This is a genomic window from Nannocystis pusilla, from assembly GCF_026626665.1.
GTDB classification, from domain to species: Bacteria; Myxococcota_A; Polyangia; order Nannocystales; family Nannocystaceae; genus Nannocystis; species Nannocystis pusilla.
The window spans coordinates 1,053,166-1,069,877 of the sequence record NZ_JAPNKE010000002.1 but is presented as its reverse complement, the minus strand read 5'-3'; the positions used below and the strand labels follow the sequence as shown (position 1 = coordinate 1,069,877).

Below are 16,712 nucleotides of genomic sequence, written 5' to 3'. Positions count from 1 at the left end.
CGTGCTCGCCGTGGGCGCCCGCAGCTCGATCGGCGCCAGCTCGGGCGGCAGCGCCTCGGGCGAGGCCGTGGCCGCGCAGGGCCCCGATCAGGCGGTCGACCTGGGCTCGCCCGGGCACCACCAGCAGCACCGTCCACGGCAGCAGCTCGCCGAGGTCGCCGGCGGCGCTGGGCGTCTCGGCCTGCAGCGCGCGGATCTGGTCGACCAGCGGGCGCATCGCCTCGCCGCTGCGGTCGGCCCGCGACGCCTCGAGCGCGGTCCGCAGCGGCTTGTTCGAGCCGACCTGCAGCCACACCGCCGGCCGCTCCTCGGCTGTCTGTTTGGACCTGCCCTTCGGGGCATGCCCCTTGAGCCTGCCCCTTCGGACCTGTCCCCGGATTCATCCGCCTCGGCCGCCTCGCCCTCGACCAGCAGCCGGGTCAGCACCACCGGGGCGGCGCGCAGGCGGCGGCCGAGGTCGGCCTCGGGGACGAAGAACTGCTCGGGCGGGGCGACCACGCCGCGCTCGGCGAGGGCGCGCCCGTGCTGCTCGGCGGTCTCCTGCGCCTGCTCCTCGGCGACCCCCACGAGCGCGTCGGGCTCCTCGATGACCCACCGGGTCCCGCGCGGCAGGTAGTCCCACAGCGGCGCCATCGTGTCGTGGAAGATCGGCGTCAGCGCCTCGACGCCGAAGAACTCGAGGCCCTGCTCGAGGTTGTCGACGATCTGCCGGCTCTTGCTCGACGGCGCCAGGGCGGCGTCGGCCAGCGCCAGCACCCGCGTGCGCAGCGAGGCCGAAGTGGTCGCCACCGTCTCGCGCACCGGGTGGATCGCCACCGAGTGGACCTGCCGCAGGCTGCGCTGCGACTCGGGGTCGAACAGGCGCAGGCGCTCGATGATGTCGTCGTCGAACTCGACCCGCGTGGGGAAGCGGGCGCAGCCGACGAACAGGTCGATCACGCCGCCGCGGACCGCGTAGGTCCCGGGGTCCTCGACCACGTCGACGCGGGTGTAGCCGGCCCGCTGCAGCGCCGCGATCGCGGCCTCGCGCGGCAGCTCGTCGCCCTCGTCCCAGCGCGTGCACAGCTCCTGGAATTGCGGCGGCGGGATCACCCGCCTTCGCAGCGAACGGACGCTGGCGACGATCAGCTTCGGCGGCTCGCTCTGGCTGTCGACCAGGCGGAACAGCGCCGCCAGCCGCAGCGCCATCGTCCGCGGGTCGGCCGCGGCGTCGGCGTACGGCGACGTGTCGATCTCGGGCACCACCAGCACCGGGCCGTCGCACGCGTCGCGCAGCGGGGCGCCGAGGAAGAACGCCGCGTCGCCCGCCAGCGCCCGCGCGCTCGCCTCGTCCGGGGCGACCGCGAACACCGGCGCCTCGGCCCGACTGGCCGCCATCGCCAGCGCGTAGCCGCGGAAGCCGCCGACGGCGCCGACGAGCCGCACGTCGCTGCCCTCGCGCACCGCCGTGAGCACGCGCTCCAGCGGATCGCCGGGGACGATGGTGCTTGCGCGCGGCGGGTGGGTGGACGCAGGACGAACGGGCACGACCGAAGCCCGCGGGAGGGTAGCGGCGCCGCCCCGCCCCCGCTACCCTGCTCGTCGTGTTGCGCCGCACTGCCCTGCGAACCCGCCGTGAGTCTGCGCCGCCGTCACGCGCCGAAGGTGCGAGCCTCCGTCCGCGGCCGATCACCGCGGCCGCGAGCGACCTCAGCGGCGATCGCCGACCTCGCGGCGTGAGGTGCACGATCGCGGCCTCCCGCTCGCGCTGATCGCCGCGCTGGCCTGCGGTCACGGCGCGCCCAGCGGCCCGGCGGTGGCCGCCGACCCGGAGACCACCAGTCCTTCGGGACATGCCCCTCCGGCCAGCTCCTCCGCGACCGCCGGCGGCATGTCGCAGCCGCGGGCCGAGGCGCTCACCAAGAAGATCATGGAGGCGGTGGCCGCCGCCCGCGGCCTGCCGATCACCGGCGGCGTGGCGGTCGAGGTGCTGAGCCGCGGCGACGTGCGCCTGTTCGCCGAGAAGTCGATGTACGAGCACCACAGCCGCGACGAGATCCGGCTGTTCACCCGCATCGAGGCCAGCCTCGGGGTGCTGCCGCCCGGCGCCGACGGCGAGCAGATCTTGCTCGACATGCTCGAGCTCGGCGTCATGGGCATCTACGAGCCCAAGAAGAAGGCGATGCTGATCGGCACCCACGTCAGCGAGTCGCAGCTCGACATGGTGGTGGGCCACGAGATCGCCCACGGCCTGCAGGACATGCACTTCGACCTGCTGCGGCTGCAGAAGCCGATCCCCGGCGACAGCGACGCCGAGACCGCCCGCACCTTCCTCGTCGAGGGCGACGCGCAGGCGGCCTACCTCGCGTGGGTGTCCGGCCCGAGCGGCCTGTCGGCGATCCCGCCCGAGGTCCTGGCCACCGTCGGCGATCAGGCCCTGAGCCTGTCGTCGATGCTCGACCACCCGATCCTCAACCGCTCGCTGCAGCTGCCCTACGCCGACGGCGCGGCCACGGTCGCGGCGCTGGTGCGCGAGAAGGGCTGGCCCGCCGTCGACGCGCTCTACCGCGACCTGCCGACCACCAGCGAGCAGATGCTGCACGTCGACAAGCTGATCGCCCGCGAGCCTGCCGTGCTCGTGAAGGCCGAGCCCAAGGCGCTGGCCGCCGCCCTGCCCGAGCACGCGCTGGTGTGGCAGGACACGCTCGGCGAGGCGACGCTCCTGTGCATGCTGGCCGACTCGGTGCCGACCAGCGACGCCCGCGCCGCCGCGGCCGGCTGGGGCGGCGACCGCCTGCTGGTGTTCGACCGCAAGGCCGGCCCCGACGTGACGCCGCTGGTGATCGGGATGGTCGCCTGGGACTCCGAGGCCGACGCCCGCGAGTTCGAGGCGGCCTTCAACAAATACCTGATGGAGAAGATGCCGACGACGTCGCTGGTCCGCCGCCGCGCCGACCGCGTGCTGTTCGCCACCGGCGTCCCCCAGGGCCTCGGCGGCGCCCTCGACCCCGCCGCCTGGAACGCCTTCCCGCCGGCGCCCCGCGCGAAGGGACAGGCCTCCTAGGACAGGTCCCCGAAGCCATGTCCTATGGGACATGTGCTTCGGGGCATGCATCGAGCGCTCCGCGGCGGACGCCAGCCGGCGCGAGAGCAGTCGGTCCTCGACCGCGCGAATCGCCGGTCGCTGGCCCCGGTCAGGCCTCGGCCTCGTCGCCGTAGCGGAGCTTCCGCTCCCAGGCCACGAACCACTCCTGGAAGCGCTGCGATTGAAGCGCTGCGATCCGGCCGCAGCTCGCGGCTCGGCGACGGCGAATCGCCGATCGCTTGTCAGGCCCCGGCCTCGTCGCCGTGGCGGAGCTTCCGCTCGCGCTCCCAGACCACGTACCACTCCTTGCCGAGCGTCCGCCGCGGCTTCCCGTAGGGCCGGTCGGTGACGGTGAGGCCGACGATCCGGTCGGTGCGGAAGTGGCGGAACGCGGCGCGCAGGCAGCACCAGGCGGCGACGATCTGCTTGCCCTCGTAGTAGGCGATCTGCACCGGCCAGATGTCGCGCTCGCTGGTGCGGCCGCCCTCGTCGGCGTAGCGCAGCGCCAGCGCCCGCTCCTGCCGCATCGCCTGGCGCACGAGCCCGAGCACCGGCACCGGCGCCGCCTCGCCGCGCAGGACCACCGGCCACAGGCCGAGGTCGTCGATGCGCCCGCGCAGGTCGTCGGGCGAGGCGGTGGCGATCTTGGCGAGCGCGTTCCTGGCGGCCCCCGCGAGCCCCTCGTCGGCCTGGCCCCCGACCCACCGCGCGCCCAGCACCAGCGCCTCGAGCTCCTCGGCGGTGAACATCAGCGGCGGCAGGAAGAAGCCGGCGCGCAGGACGTAGCCGACCCCGGCCTCGCCGTCGATCGGCGCGCCGAGGCCGATCAGCGTCTGCACGTCGCGGTAGAGCGTCCGCACCGACACGCCCTGCTCCTCCGCCAGCTGCGCCGCGGTGACCGGGTGGCGATGCCGGCGAAGCGCGTCCATCACCGCGAAGAGCCGCTGCGTCCTGTCCATCGCCGCGACCATCGCAAGAACGCCGCCGCTCTGTCGAGAGCGCCGCAGCCCGCGGCCGGAAGGCCGACGCAGCCTCGCGGAGCCGGCCCGCCGGCAAGGCTGGAGCTTCGTGCTCGGCGACCCGTCACACGGGGGACCGCAGGTTCGCCCGCGCCGTCGCATCGGCGATCGCAGCTTCGTCTGCGCCGATGCGCTTCACGGGCGAGCCATCGTTCGCCCGGCCCTCGCGCCCGTGAGCCAGGGTTTCGCGGGGCATCGCGCGATCGGCCGGCGCGTACATGCTGCCGGGGCCGCGCGATCGCCGACATGCCCGTCCACGGGCGTCTACGGCCGCTCTTCCGCGATGTGAGGAGAAACGCCTGACCGACGCGTGCCGACCCGCGGCATCCGACTATGCACTCTTCAGGAGAGCGTCATGGCCACGCACGTCATCTACAAACTCGGCCCGTTCAGCCTGCCCAAGTTCGCCGGCGAGCGTCACGTCCGCGTGTATCTCCCCACGGAGCGGTCGGACGCGCCGCTGCCGGTGCTCTACATCTTCGACGGGCAGAACATCTTTCACGACGACCCCTCGATGTGCGGCGGCTGGTACCTGCACCACGCCGCCCACGACCTGCACGCCATCGGCAAGCCAGCCCCCGTCATCGTCGGCATCGATCACGGCGGGGCCGACCGAATCCACGAATTGTCGCCGTTCGCGTGGGAGGACAGCCGCGGCGAGGCCGACCACCTGATCGACTGGGTGACGGACGAGCTGGCGCCGCGGATCCAGCGCGAATTCACGGTCCGGAGCGACGCGCCCGGGACCGCGATCGGGGGCTCCTCGATGGGCGGGCTCGCCGCGCTCTACGCCCACTTCCGCCGCCCCGACGTGTTCGGCGCGGCCCTGTGTATGTCGCCCTCGCTGTGGGTCGCCGACCGCCAGATCTACGACAAACTCGGCGAATTCCCGCGCCCCACGCCCTCGCGGATCTACGTCGACGCCGGCGCCCACGAGGGCGACATGCTGTCCGACGCCGAGCGCCTGGTCTCCCAGCTCCGCCCGCCGGCTACGGCGACGACGAGCTCATGTGGCGCCCCGATCCCTACGGCGCCCACTCCGAGCACCACTGGCGCAAGCGCGCCCCCGAGGCCCTCGAGTGGCTGTTCACCGCGCGCGCCGACGCCGAGGCCCGCGACGCCGCGTGACCCTGCGGGGCTCGCCACCCAACCTCCCGGGACATGTCCTCGACGGCATGTCCCGGAGAACATTTTTAAAAGGACATGTCCGATACGACATGTCCTTTCGACCATCCATAGAACGGACCTCCGCCTCTCCCCTCGCGGTCTCGCCCCGTGCGAGACGTCGCCCGCTCGGCGCCAGCAGATGCGTCCGTTCAGCCCCGACCTCCTCGCGCCGGGTAGCGCGCGAGCAGGCCCGCTATCGGCCTCCATTCCTGCCAGAAGGCTCATCGATCGGCCGTCCTTCCTCGGGCCGCAATCGCCGATTCAGCTCCTGCGCCGCTCGCGGCCTGCGCTCGCCGTCGCGTCACCCACGTCCCGCCCGCACCAGCAGGCCCCACGACCCCGCACCGAGCTATGGGCCCGCTCGCGGCCTGCGATCGCCCGCGCGAGCGAGCCAGGCGAGCCCCCGCGTCACTGCTGACACGGGTTGTCAGGAGGGGTGGAGCACCTTCGCAGGCAGGCGACAACCACTCGCCGCCAAGGAGCCCACCATGACCCTCACGCCCTTCACCCTCTCCGTGCCCGAGGCCCAGCTCGTCGACCTGCGCGAGCGCCTGGCCATGACCCGTTTCCCGAGCGAGCTCCCGGACGTCGGCTGGGAGCGCGGCCCCTCGCTCGCCGTCGTGCGCGACCTGTGCCGCTACTGGCAGCACGGCTTCGACTGGCGCGCAGTCGAGGCCGCGCTCAATCGTCACCCGCAGTTCATCGCCGACATCGACGGCCAGCCGATCCACCTCCTCCACGTCCGCTCGCCGCACCCCGAGGCCCGGCCGCTCCTCCTGATCCACGGCTGGCCCGGCACCGTCCTCGAGTACGTCCACCTGATCGACGCCCTCACCGATCCGGTCGCGCACGGCGGGCGGCCCGAGGACGCCTTCCACGTCGTCCTGCCGTCCGTACCCGGCTTCGGCTTCGCCGGCCCGACCCGCGACAAGGGCTGGAGCCCCGAGCGCGTCGCCCGGGCCTTCGTGCAGCTCATGGCCCTGCTCGGCTACGAGCGCTTCGGCGTCCACGGCAACGACTTCGGCTCGATCGCCGCCCGCGAGATCGCCCTGTTCGCGCCCGAGCGGCTCATCGGCGCCCACGTCACCCAGTTCTTCGCCTTCCCCTCCGGCGACCCCGAGGAGTTCGCCGCGCTCACTCCCGACGAGCACGAGCGGCTCGCCGAGCTGGCGCTGTTCGGCGAGCGCGACGGTTACAACCAGATCATGGGCAAGCGCCCGCAGGCCCTGGCCTACGCCCTGAACGACTCGCCGGCGGGCCTGCTGGCGTGGAACCTCGACCTCCTGCTCACCTTCGGCGATCGCCCGCACCAGCTCACGCCCGACCAGCTCCTCGCCGGCGTCACGATCTTCTGGCTGACCCAGACCGCCGGCTCCGCCGCCGCGCTCTACTTCGAGGCCGGGAAGTCCGGCGCGTGGGAGAAGCCCGACCGCACCACCGCGCCGATGGGCGTCTCCGTGTTTCGCCACGACTTCCGCTCCGTCCGCCGGTTCGCCGAGCGCTACCACGAGCGCATCGTCTTCTGGGCCGAGCACGACCGCGGCGGGCACTTCGCCTCGCTCGAGGTCCCCGAGCTGCTCCTCGCCGACCTGCGCGCCTTCTTCGCCGCGCTGCGCTGAGACCGTCCGCGAGCCGCCCGGGGCGCGGCTCTCGAACGGCTCGCCGACCTGCGCGCCTTCTTCGCCGCGCTGCGCAGCCCTTGCCGCGCGAGCGCGGACCGACGCCCCGCCTCGGGGCCCGCCGCGGCGGCGCCGGCGGCGTTTTCCGCCTCCGTCCTCGCCGGGCTCGGCGGCTGCGGCTAGAATCGGCCGGACGTGTCGCCCGCTCGCCGCGCCTCCGGGACCGCCCTGCTCCGCTCGCTCTCGCCCGCGCGCGACCGCGGCCAGAGGCGTCCGCTGGGCCCGCCTGCTGCCGGGCGGCGAGCGTCGACCGAGCCGATCGCCGATCGCTCGCCGCGGTGCATGACATGGCCGAAGCGCCAGGTCTCTCGCTACATGTCCGTGCGGTCATCCCGGCGAGCTCCTTGCGCGCCCCCGATGCGAGGTGTCCGATGAGCCAGGTCCCGCGCGACATGTCCGAACGCGCAGCCACTGCCGCGCCGCGGGTCACCCGCCTGGTGCGGGCCGCCGCTCGCCGCGAGCGCATCGCCGACGCCGCGGCCCTGCTCACCCGCGTCGCCTTGCCGCTCGGCTGCGCCATCGCGGCCGTCGCGGTGGTCGCGGACCGGCGCCTCGACGCCCCCGCCTGGCTGGCCTGGCTCGGCCTCGCCCCGGCCGTCGTCGTGCTCGTCTACGCCGTGGCGCGCCCGGCCCGGCCGCGGCGGGTCGCGCGGCGGATCGACGCCCACTACGGCCTCCACGACCTGATCGGCAACGCGCTCGAGTTCGCCGGCAGCTTCGCGACGAGCGACCCCGAGGCCGCCGATCTCATGGCGCTGCACGTCGCCGACGCCGAGTCGGCCGCGCCGGCGATCGACCCGCGCCCGGTCGTCCCGCTGCGCCCGCCCGGGCTGCGCGCGCACGACCTCGCCGCGGTGGCCCTGCTCGTGCTGGCGACCCTGGTCCCGCGCCCGCCGCCGCCGGAGCTCGCGGATGATGTCCCTTCGGACATGCCCCCCGAGACAGCCCAGGCCGCGGCCAAGAAGCCGCCCGCCGATCGGGTCCTGGCCGAGCCGCTGCGCGAGGACCTGCGCGCGCTCAAGGAGGGCGAGGACCGGGCCGCCGCGCTGGCCGAGCGGATGCTGCAGATCCTCGACGCCTACGGGCGCGGCGAGCTCGACCGCGAGGCCGCGTACGCCCAGCTCGAGGAGCTCGACAAGTCGCTGGCCGAGGCCGAGGCCGAGCTCGAGGCGCGCATGGAAGAAGATCCGGCGGTGCTGGCCGAGGGCGTGCGCCAGCTGGCCGAGGCGCTCAAGCAAGAGGAGATCACGCAGGACGCGGCCGAGGCGCTGGCGCGCGGCGACGGCGACCAGGCCGAGAAGTCGCTGGCCGACGCGGAGGCCGAGGCGGAGGCGAGCGACGAGGCCGAGCGCTCGCTGCAGAAGGCCATGCAGCAGGCCGAGAAGGCGCTCGGCAAGGCGGCCGGCGAGAACACGGACACCGCGTCGCAGCTGGCCGAGGCCGAGCGCCGGCTCAAGCGCCAGCAGGAGCAGCCCGCCGCCGACCCCGAGGAGCAGGAGCGCCGGCTGAAGAAGCAGCAGCAGAAGGTCGAAGAGCTGCGCCGCCAGCACGAGCGCGAGAAGGCCGCCCAGCGCAAGCTCGACGAGCTGCGCCGCCAGGCGGGCGACGCCCAGAAGGGCCAGCAGGGCTCGCAGCAGAAGAAGCGCGCGCTCGAGCAGCTGCGCCGCGGGGCCGGCGACGCCGCCCGCAAGGCCTCGCAGTCGCGCCGCCTCGGCCAGGCCCGCGACGACCTCGAGGAGGCCAAGAGCTTCATGCGCCGCGCCGGCCAGGGCGGCGAGCAGGACGACAAGCGCAAGCAGCAGATGCAGAAGTTCGCCAAGGCGGCCAAGGGCAAGCGCGGCGACAAGAAGGAGGGCCCGACCCTGCTGGTCGAGGGCGACCTCGGCGACGGCGAGCCGTCGATGCAGATGGAGGGCGACTCGGGCGGCGAGCCGCAAGACAGCGGCGACGGCGGCGACCCGCAAGACAGCGGCGACTCGGGCGGCGACGGCCAGGACAGCCAGGGCCAGGACTCCGCCGGCGACGGCCAGGCCCAGGGCGACGGCATGGGCCAGGGCTCGGCCGAGACGCTCGGCGACCCCACCGGCCTCAAGGTGAAGGCGAAGGACGTCCGCGTCGACCCCAAGCAGGGCAAGGGCACCACCAAGGCGGAGATCATCAAGACCGCCAGCCAGGAAGGCTTCGCGTCCGCGCCCTACCGCGACATGTACCGCGACTACAAGTCGTTCGCCCAGAGCACGCTCGACAGCGAGGCCCTGCCCGCCGAGCAGCGCCGCCGCGTCAAGCGCTACTTCCAGATGATCCAGCCGCGCAAGTGAGAGCATGGCCCGACGGGCATGTCTGATTAGACATGTCGCATCGAACATGCCCGTCAGGACACGCCCCGAAGGTCAGCACTGCGCCCGTTGGACCCCTCGGACCTGGGATCCGGAGGACTCCCCGAAGTCGCCGGGCGGCGACAGCCCGATCCTCCTCGCCGCTTCGGGTGTCGTGCGCTCATCGTGTCGCTATCGCCATGCCAGCGCGACACCTCGACGCGCCAGAGACGAGCGGCAGTGTCGTCGGGCGAACGGGCGCGGTACCCTCGCGGCATGCGTGCCACCGTCGCCCTCGCGCTCCTCCTCGCCGCCTGCGGCCCGTCCGGCGCCGAAGCCCCGGCGCCCGCCGTCACCGCGAGGACCCCGACGCCGAAGCCCGCCGCTGAACCCACGCCGACCCCGGCGGCCGCGCCCGAACGCCTGACCGCCGACGCGCCGCGCACCACCGTCACCGGCAACACCTTCATCGCGCCCGCCGGCTGGACCCTGTCCGTGCGCGGCCCGACGACGGTGCTCACGGCCCCGGAGGGCGGCAGCCACGTCGCGCTGATCGACGTCGCGGCCGACACCGCCGACACCGCAGTCGCCGCCGCGCTGGCGGCCTACGACCCGGCGCTGCAGCTGCCGCTCAAGGCCCGCCTCGTCGCGCCCGACCTCGACGGCTGGACCGAGCGCCACGTGTTCACCTACCAGACCTCGCCGAACACCCGCCGCGACCTGATCGCCGAGGCGCGCCGCGGCGGCCAGGGCTGGACGGTGATCGTCCACGACCTCGCGTGGGAGGTGCTCGACAAGCGGCGGTCGGAGACCGGGCGGATCGTCGGCCGCCTGCTGCCCCGCGGCCAGGAGCGCGAGTCGTTCGCGGGCAAGCCGGCGCGCCCGCTCGACCCCGCGGCGATCGCCGAGCTGCGCGGCTTCGTCGCGCGCGCCCGCGAGGTCACCGGCGTGCCCGGCGTGGCGTTCGGCCTGCTCGAGCGCGGCGAGGTCGTGTTCGCCGGCGGCGTCGGCGTGCGCGAGCTCGGCAAACCGGCCCCGGTCGACGCCGACACGCGCTTCATGATCGCCTCGAACACCAAGCAGCTGACGACGCTGATGCTGGCGAAGCTGGTCGACGCCGGCAAGCTCGCCTGGGACACGCCCGCGACCACGCTGCTGCCGACGTTCGCGCTCGGCGACGCGGAGACGACGCGCAAGGTGCAGATCCAGCACCTGATCTGCGCCTGCACAGGCATGCCGCGCCAGGACCTCGAGTGGCTGTTCGAGACCGCGACGCCGGAGCGCGCAGTGGCAGCGCTGGCGACGATGCAACCGACCAGCGAGTTCGGCGAGCTGTACCAGTACTCGAACCCGATGGCCGCCGCGGCCGGGTTCCTCGGCGGCCACTTCCAGTTCCCCGAGCTGGAGCTCGGCGCCGCCTACGACCGCGCGATGCAGACTCTGGTGTTCGACCCGCTCGACATGCGCGCGACCACCTTCGATCCCGCGAAGGCGAAGCGCGGCCCGCTCGCCCGCGAGCACGCGCGCGACCTCGACGGCAAGCAGCAGCTCGCGCTGCCGCAGCTCAACCACACCGTGATCCCGCTGCGCCCGACCGGCGGCGCGTGGAGCACCGTGAACGACCTGCTGAAGCTCGTGAAGATGGAGCTCGCCGAGGGCAAGCTGCCCGGCGGCGCGACGTACATCGACAAGAGCGCGCTGCTGGCCCGCCGCGCGCCGCAGGTCCGCGTCGACATCGACCAGTCCTACGGCATGGGCCTGGTCAGCGCCGACGACCACGGCGTCCCGCTCGTGCACCACGGCGGCATGCTGTTCGGCTTCTACAGCGACGTCATGTGGCTGCCCGAGCAGCAGGTGGGCGCGGTGATCCTGACCAACGGCGACCCCGGCTGGCTGATCGTGTCCGCGTTCCGCCGCAAGCTGCTCGAGCAGCTGTTCGCCGGCCGCCCCGAGGCGGAGGCCGGGCTCGCCGTGGAGACGCAGCAGTACCTCGAAGAACTGGCGGCCGAGCGCAAGTCGCTCACCCTGCCCGCAGATCCGGCCGCGGCCGCCGAGCTGGCCCCCCGCTACCACAACGCCGCGATCGGCCAGATCGCCGTCACCGCCGGCGCACGCACGACGTTCGACTTCGGCGAGTTCGCCGGCGAGGTCGGCTCGCGCAATTACCCGGACGGCACCCAGGCCTTCGTCCTCGCCCTCCCAGGCTTCACCGGCGCCGAGTTCGTGGTCGGCCCGGAGCGCACGCTGATCCTGCGCGACGCCCAGCACGAGTACACGTTCACGCCCTCCGAGCGCTGACGTGCCGTTTTACCAGATCGTTCGGACATGTTCATTCGAACATGAATCGACGCGCATGTCCTGAACGACATGCTCTTGCGCCCTCGCGACGGCGTCGGCGATCCGGACCCAGGCCGCGGGCGCCCCGCCGGTTCACCCTTCCGTCGACTCTTCGCTCGCGCGCAGCAGCGGCGCCAGCTCGGCGGGCAGCACCGGCCTCGCCGCGGGGCTCCTGCGGCTGAACACCAGCTGCTCGGCCTGCGCGCGCTCGTGGCGGTAGCCGAACAGGTGGAACACTTCTTTCACGGCCACGCGGGCGATCGCCGGATCGGCGATGAAGTGGTCCGCGCGGTTCGGGTCGCGCGACACGCCGGGCAGGTACGGCACCAGCACGTCGAGCCGCAGCGTCCGCAGCGCCGCCGACAGGCGCAGGGCGTTGCGCGTCACCGGGCGGGCGACGAAGAAGCCGTCGTCGCCCTGGCCCTGGTAGCGCGGCAGCATCATGAGGCCGGTCTCGGGCATGCGCACGGGGCCGCGGCGGTCGTCGGCGACGACCTGGCCGCGCTCGACGATCTGGAAGTTGACGAAGCCCGGCGCCATCACGAACGGCTCGTCCTCGGACCGCACGACGTGGCGGTGGCGGATCTCGCAGACCGCCGGCATGCCGTCGCCCCCGGCCGCGAGGCGGGCGCGGTGGGCCGCGAGGTCGGGCACGTGGCGCGGCTCGAGCGAGCCGGCGGCGACCAGCATGAGCAGCAGCGCCGACTCGTGGAAGTCGATCGTGCGCGGGTCGTCGTGCTGTCCGCCCTCGACCGCCACCCCGACGTGGCCGAGGTCGCACAGGTAGCCGAGCATCGAGCCCTCGATGACCTCCTCGAGCCCGAGCACCACCGGGATCGGCAGCGCCAGCGCCAGCGGCCGGTTGCGCAGCACGTCGGCCATGCACGAGAACGGCGTCGACAGGCTCGACGTGCTGTGGAGGTCGATGAAGCTGACCGGCCCGTGGCGCAGCAGCGGCAGGAACACCGCCAGCAGCTCGCGGGTCTCCTGGTCCTCGGCCGTCTCGACGGTGCCCTGGGCGATCCGGGCGATGTTCTCCGGGGTCCAGCGGCGGTTGAGGTCGCGGTCGACGAAGCGCCGGCCCTCCGCCAGCGCGCGCCGGTTGCCGCTCACGCCGACGATCCGGCCGCGCAGCGGCACGTCGTCCGCGCGCAGGCGGGCGAGCACGCGCGAGATGGCCGAAAGGCCAGCCGGCTCGTTGCCGTGGAGCGCCCCGATGCACACGACCGTGGGCCCGGGGCGCCCGGTGTCGTAGCGCCCGAGCACGCGGGGGCGCGCGCCCGGGGCCTCGGCCGGCGGAGACGGCGGCGCGCTACTGCTGAGCGTCACGCAGGTAGCTCTCGAGCAGCTTGGCCGACACGTCGATGAGGTCGCGCTCGGTGATCACGCCGACCAGCTTGTCGCCCTCGACCACCGGCAGGCACGAGATGCCGCGCTCGCGCATCAGCTTCATCACCTCGAGCGTCGGCATCTCCGGGCCGATCGTCAGCGGGTTCTTGACCATCAGCTGCGCGACCGTGGCGTTGTCCTGGGCCCCGCGGGCGCCGCGGGCGACCATGCGGATCAGCGCGCGGTGCGACAGCAGGCCGACCAGCCGGCCCTCCTCGTCCTCCACGAGGATGTGCCGGATCTTCTTCCAGTCCATGATGTTGGCCGCGAGGTCGATGATGTCGCTCGGCTGGACCGTGAAGATGTCGGTCGACATGAACTGACCGGCCGTCTGGTACGAGTCGCGCCAGGTCTTCGGCTCGCCCTCGAGCCGCGCCGTCTCCCACGTGTGCACCGGCGCGCCGCTCTTCTGGTTGGTGAGCATCGCCGACGACAGCGTGCGGTAGCGGACGTCCGAGGTGCCCTGCTCGCCCATCGCGTGCAGCGAGTTGAGCATCCACTGCGCGCCGGTCGTGCCCTTGCGGACGCGCTCCTCGATCGTGCCGAGGTAGCGGTCGATGTCGCTGCCGTCGACCTTGACGTGCTGCAGGCCCCAGCGGGCCGTCGGCAGCAGCTCGTTCAGGATCAGCTCCTGCGCCGACATCGTGCGGCCCTTCCACGACTGCTGGGCCTTGAGGCCGTCGCGCGCGGCGTTGAAGAAGTTGTTCTTGGCCTCCTCGAAGGACATGTCCTTGAAGACAGGCCGCTCGTCCTCGGCCAGCGCGGCCATCATGCCGAAGAAGAACGCCGCGTTGGCGACCTCGTCGAGGACCGTCGGGCCCGACGGCAGCACGCGGTTCTCGATGCGCAGGTGGGCCTTGTCGCCGCTCAGGCCGTAGCAGGCGCGGTTCCAGCGGTACACGGTGCCGTTGTGCAGGCGCAGCGCGCCGAACTGCGGGATCCCGCCGCGCTCGATCACCTGCATCGGGTCCTCGTCGATCGCGTTGGCGATCAGGATCCGGAAGCGGGCGATGTCCTCGCGGAAGATCTCGAGCACGCTCTGCTGGATCCACCCGTCGCCGAAGTGGACGCGCGGGCGCGCGGCGCGGTCGACCCGGATCTGCGAGCGCGTGTCGACCGAGCGCTCGAACAGGGCGATGCGCGTCTCGTGCCACAGGCGGTGCTTGAGCAGCACCGGCGAGTTGACGGCCGCGGCCAGCAGCGGGCCGGTGACCGCCTGAGCGAGGTTGTAGAACTTGGCGAACTCGCGCGGGCTGACCTGGAAGTGGACCTGGAAGCTCGTGTTGCACGACTCGAGCATCACGTTGTCGTGCGTCGTCTCGAGCTCCTCGATGCCGCGGATCAGCACGTGGAAGTCGTCGCCGCGGAGCCGCCGCAGGGTGCGGTTGAGCTCGAGGTAGCGCGGCTTGGGCGTCATGTTGTCGAGCCCGAGGTCGGCCTTGCGCAGCGTCGGCAGGATGCCGGTGAGCAGGATGTCGGCGCCGCAGTGGCGCGCGGCGTCGCGGGCGACCCCGACGACCTCGTTGAGCTCGTCCTCCATGCGGCGCAGGCAGGCGGCGTTGAACACCTGCGGCGACAGGTTGGCCTCGAGGTTGAAGCGCGCGAGCTCGGTGGTGAGGCGCGGATCCTGGGCCCGCTCGAGCACCTCCATCACCACGGAGGCGGGCCGCAGGCTGCGGTCGACGAGGAACATCTCTTGCTCGGCGCCGACCCGGCGCACGCCGGTCTCGAAGCGATCGGTCTCGAGCAGCCGCTCGAGCGCGACCACGTCGTCGAGGAGCTTCTTCATGAAATTGCGCAGCTGGTCGTCGTCGGACGTGGAGATGTTTTGTTCACCCATGGGCGTATCCGGGCGCAGGGTATCGCGGGTCGGATCGGCGGCCAACTTCGGATCGCGGGGCCTCGCAGCCGCACAGCGCGGAGCGCGCGCGGAACACTGTCACGTTGGCGTTCACGCCGACGTCACGAACGGACCGACGATCGCAGCCACCGCCGCGGGCTCGTCGAGGTGGACGTGATGGCCTCCGGGCACCTCGGCGAGCACGGCGCCGGCGAGCAGGGCCAGCCGCTCCTGCAGCAGCGCCTCGTCGAACGCCATGCCCGGGACGCCGCGCACGACCAGGGTCGGGCACGCCACGGCAGTGAAGAAAGACCGCACCTGCGCCTCCGTCAGGCGCTGACGCGAAGGCAGGCGCAGGCGGGGATCGGCCCGCCAGCGGACTCGACCCTCGTGGGCCTCGAGCCCGCGACGCAGCAAGATCCGCGCCGAGTCGACGCGCATGCCGGTCGCGCTCGCCAGCCGCTGCGCGACCTGTTCGGCGTCCGGATAACCGACGTGCTCGTCGCGCGCGCGGGCGGCCTGCTCCGCGTGCAGGGCCTCGCGCAGCTGCTTGGGCGCGGCCTCGTCGGGGTTGGTGAGCGGCCCCAGGCCCTCGAGCAGGACCAGCTTGGCGACCTGTTCCGGACATGTCCCAGCGAGCAGGGCCGCGACGCCGGCGCCGAGCGAGTGCCCGACCACGACGCAGCGCGACCAGCCGAGCGCCGAGATCGCCAGCGACGCGTCGGCGACGTAGTCGAGGAACACGTAGACACCGTCGGTGCGCCGTTCGGACAGGCCGTGACCGGCGAGATCGAGGGCGACCAGGTTGACGCCGGAAAGGTGTTCCGCGAGCCGCTCGAAGCTCGCCGCGTTGTCGAGCCAGCCGTGCATCGCCAGCACCGGAACACCGTCCTCGGGGCCGAAGCACAGCGCGGAGAGCCGCGCGCCGCCGACGTCGATGATCCGCTCGCCGCGTGGTGAAAGCATGCGCGGGACGATGTCCGAATTGACAGCTGAACGCAACTAAGCGCGCAGACGGCGAACGCCGGGGCGCGAGTGACCTGTCCCTCGGGACATCTGAACCGTGCCTGCGAACGGACCTACGCAGGTTGACTCCGGCGGGAGTGTCCTTCAACTTGTCGCTTACTGGAGATGGTAGATGCCCCGCCGAAGCGACGCGCGCGGGCCGACGCGGACAAGCAATCGCGGCGGCGTGTGCTCTTGTGCGCCGCGGCCGAGGCGTTCGACGAGATGCCGTACAACGCGGTGACGGTGGCCGACATCGCCCGCCGCGCCAACCTGGCCAAAGGGACAGTCTACCTCTACTTCGCCACCAAGGAGGAGCTGTTCCTGCAGCTCGCGCTCGAGCAGCTCGGCGAGTGGCTCGGCGAGGTAGAGGCCGCGCTGACTTCTGAGGCCGCGCCGGTCGACGCCGAGGCGCTGGCCGAGCTGCTGGCCCGCTCGCTGGCCGGGCGGGTCCGGCTGGCCCGGCTGCTCGCGCTGCAGCACGCGGTGCTCGAGCACAACGTCGCGCCCGCGGTGGTGCTGGCGTGGCGCCGCGGCATGCTGCAGCAGATGCTGCAGACCGCCGCGTTGCTCGAGCGCCGCTGCCCGGCCCTGCGCGCGGGCGAGGGCCTGCGGTTCTTCCTCCACCTCCACGCCGCCGCCGTCGGCCTGCACCAGATGACTCACCCCGCGCCCGAGCTGGCGGCGACCCTGACGTGCCCGACGATCGGCCCGCTGCGCCTCGACTTCGCGGCGGCCCTGCAAGCGCACGCCGCCGCCCTGCTGCGCGGGCTCCAGCCCGACGAGGTCGCGCGCAGCGAGTGAGCGAGGCAACCTGTCCTGCGGGACAGATCTACCTGCGAGCCCACGCGCGTGCCGCCTCGCACGCGGACGGTGAGCGCGGCGGCACTTCACGAC

11 protein-coding genes are annotated in these 16,712 nt (G+C 73.1%); 6 read left to right on the top strand and 5 right to left on the bottom strand.

The window, feature by feature from the left end; all coding sequences use genetic code 11:
• Positions 1-87: 87 nt before the first annotated feature.
• Positions 88-1,527: a transcription-repair coupling factor family protein gene (locus tag OV079_RS04805; RefSeq protein ID WP_267766508.1), complete on the bottom strand. Its 1,440-nt coding sequence runs from the start codon at positions 1,525-1,527 to the stop codon at positions 88-90.
• 193 nt (positions 1,528-1,720) lie between these two features.
• Here OV079_RS04805 and OV079_RS04800 point away from each other — a divergent pair, with 193 nt between their 5' ends.
• On the top strand, positions 1,721-3,043 hold the full coding sequence (locus OV079_RS04800; RefSeq protein ID WP_267766507.1) for a hypothetical protein: 1,323 nt from the start codon (positions 1,721-1,723) through the stop codon (positions 3,041-3,043).
• Between the two features lie 263 nt (positions 3,044-3,306).
• Here OV079_RS04800 and OV079_RS04795 read toward each other — a convergent pair whose 3' ends face one another.
• Entirely contained in the window at positions 3,307-4,023 is a 717-nt protein-coding gene (locus OV079_RS04795; protein ID WP_267766506.1) for a helix-turn-helix transcriptional regulator, read from the bottom strand.
• Positions 4,024-4,438: 415 nt separating this feature from the next.
• On the opposite strand from OV079_RS04795, the gene OV079_RS04790 reads away from it, so the two are divergent.
• From OV079_RS04790 to OV079_RS04775, 4 genes are all read left to right on the top strand, one after another.
• Positions 4,439-5,668, top strand: coding sequence for an alpha/beta hydrolase (locus OV079_RS04790; protein ID WP_267766505.1), 1,230 nt, complete (start codon positions 4,439-4,441; stop codon positions 5,666-5,668).
• A 70-nt stretch (positions 5,669-5,738) separates the two neighbouring features.
• Entirely contained in the window at positions 5,739-6,869 is a 1,131-nt protein-coding gene (locus OV079_RS04785; RefSeq protein ID WP_267766504.1) for an epoxide hydrolase family protein, read from the top strand.
• Positions 6,870-7,321: 452 nt separating this feature from the next.
• Positions 7,322-9,247 (top strand): ICP22 family protein, encoded by a 1,926-nt coding sequence (locus OV079_RS04780; protein WP_267766503.1) that lies wholly within the window; start codon positions 7,322-7,324, stop codon positions 9,245-9,247.
• A gap of 273 nt (positions 9,248-9,520) precedes the next feature.
• Positions 9,521-11,542 (top strand): serine hydrolase domain-containing protein, encoded by a 2,022-nt coding sequence (locus OV079_RS04775; RefSeq protein WP_267766502.1) that lies wholly within the window; start codon positions 9,521-9,523, stop codon positions 11,540-11,542.
• A 132-nt stretch (positions 11,543-11,674) separates the two neighbouring features.
• Here the strand turns inward: OV079_RS04775 and OV079_RS04770 are convergent, their stop codons facing one another.
• The 3 genes from OV079_RS04770 to OV079_RS04760 all read right to left on the bottom strand — a co-directional run bounded on the left by OV079_RS04770 (position 11,675) and on the right by OV079_RS04760 (position 15,776).
• Positions 11,675-12,910 (bottom strand): succinylglutamate desuccinylase/aspartoacylase family protein, encoded by a 1,236-nt coding sequence (locus OV079_RS04770; RefSeq protein ID WP_267766501.1) that lies wholly within the window; start codon positions 12,908-12,910, stop codon positions 11,675-11,677.
• Positions 12,894-14,810 (bottom strand): glutamate-cysteine ligase family protein, encoded by a 1,917-nt coding sequence (locus OV079_RS04765; RefSeq protein ID WP_267766500.1) that lies wholly within the window; start codon positions 14,808-14,810, stop codon positions 12,894-12,896. Before OV079_RS04765 ends, OV079_RS04770 begins: the two co-directional genes overlap by 17 nt.
• 111 nt (positions 14,811-14,921) lie before the next feature.
• Positions 14,922-15,776: an alpha/beta fold hydrolase gene (locus tag OV079_RS04760; protein WP_267766499.1), complete on the bottom strand. Its 855-nt coding sequence runs from the start codon at positions 15,774-15,776 to the stop codon at positions 14,922-14,924.
• A gap of 228 nt (positions 15,777-16,004) precedes the next feature.
• Here OV079_RS04760 and OV079_RS04755 point away from each other — a divergent pair, with 228 nt between their 5' ends.
• Positions 16,005-16,619 (top strand): TetR/AcrR family transcriptional regulator, encoded by a 615-nt coding sequence (locus OV079_RS04755; protein WP_267766498.1) that lies wholly within the window; start codon positions 16,005-16,007, stop codon positions 16,617-16,619.
• Positions 16,620-16,712: the final 93 nt, after the last annotated feature.

What these genes read in the sequence shown, in the direction of transcription:
- OV079_RS04760 (WP_267766499.1), bottom strand. Translation starts at nt 15,776, where the DNA reads ATGCTTTCACCACGCGGCGAGCGGATCATCGACGTCGGCGGCGCGCGG.
- OV079_RS04795 (WP_267766506.1), bottom strand. Translation starts at nt 4,023, where the DNA reads ATGGACAGGACGCAGCGGCTCTTCGCGGTGATGGACGCGCTTCGCCGG.
- OV079_RS04780 (WP_267766503.1), top strand. Translation starts at nt 7,322, where the DNA reads ATGTCCGAACGCGCAGCCACTGCCGCGCCGCGGGTCACCCGCCTGGTG.
- OV079_RS04790 (WP_267766505.1), top strand. Translation starts at nt 4,439, where the DNA reads ATGGCCACGCACGTCATCTACAAACTCGGCCCGTTCAGCCTGCCCAAG.
- OV079_RS04765 (WP_267766500.1), bottom strand. Translation starts at nt 14,810, where the DNA reads ATGGGTGAACAAAACATCTCCACGTCCGACGACGACCAGCTGCGCAAT.
- OV079_RS04785 (WP_267766504.1), top strand. Translation starts at nt 5,739, where the DNA reads ATGACCCTCACGCCCTTCACCCTCTCCGTGCCCGAGGCCCAGCTCGTC.
- OV079_RS04775 (WP_267766502.1), top strand. Translation starts at nt 9,521, where the DNA reads ATGCGTGCCACCGTCGCCCTCGCGCTCCTCCTCGCCGCCTGCGGCCCG.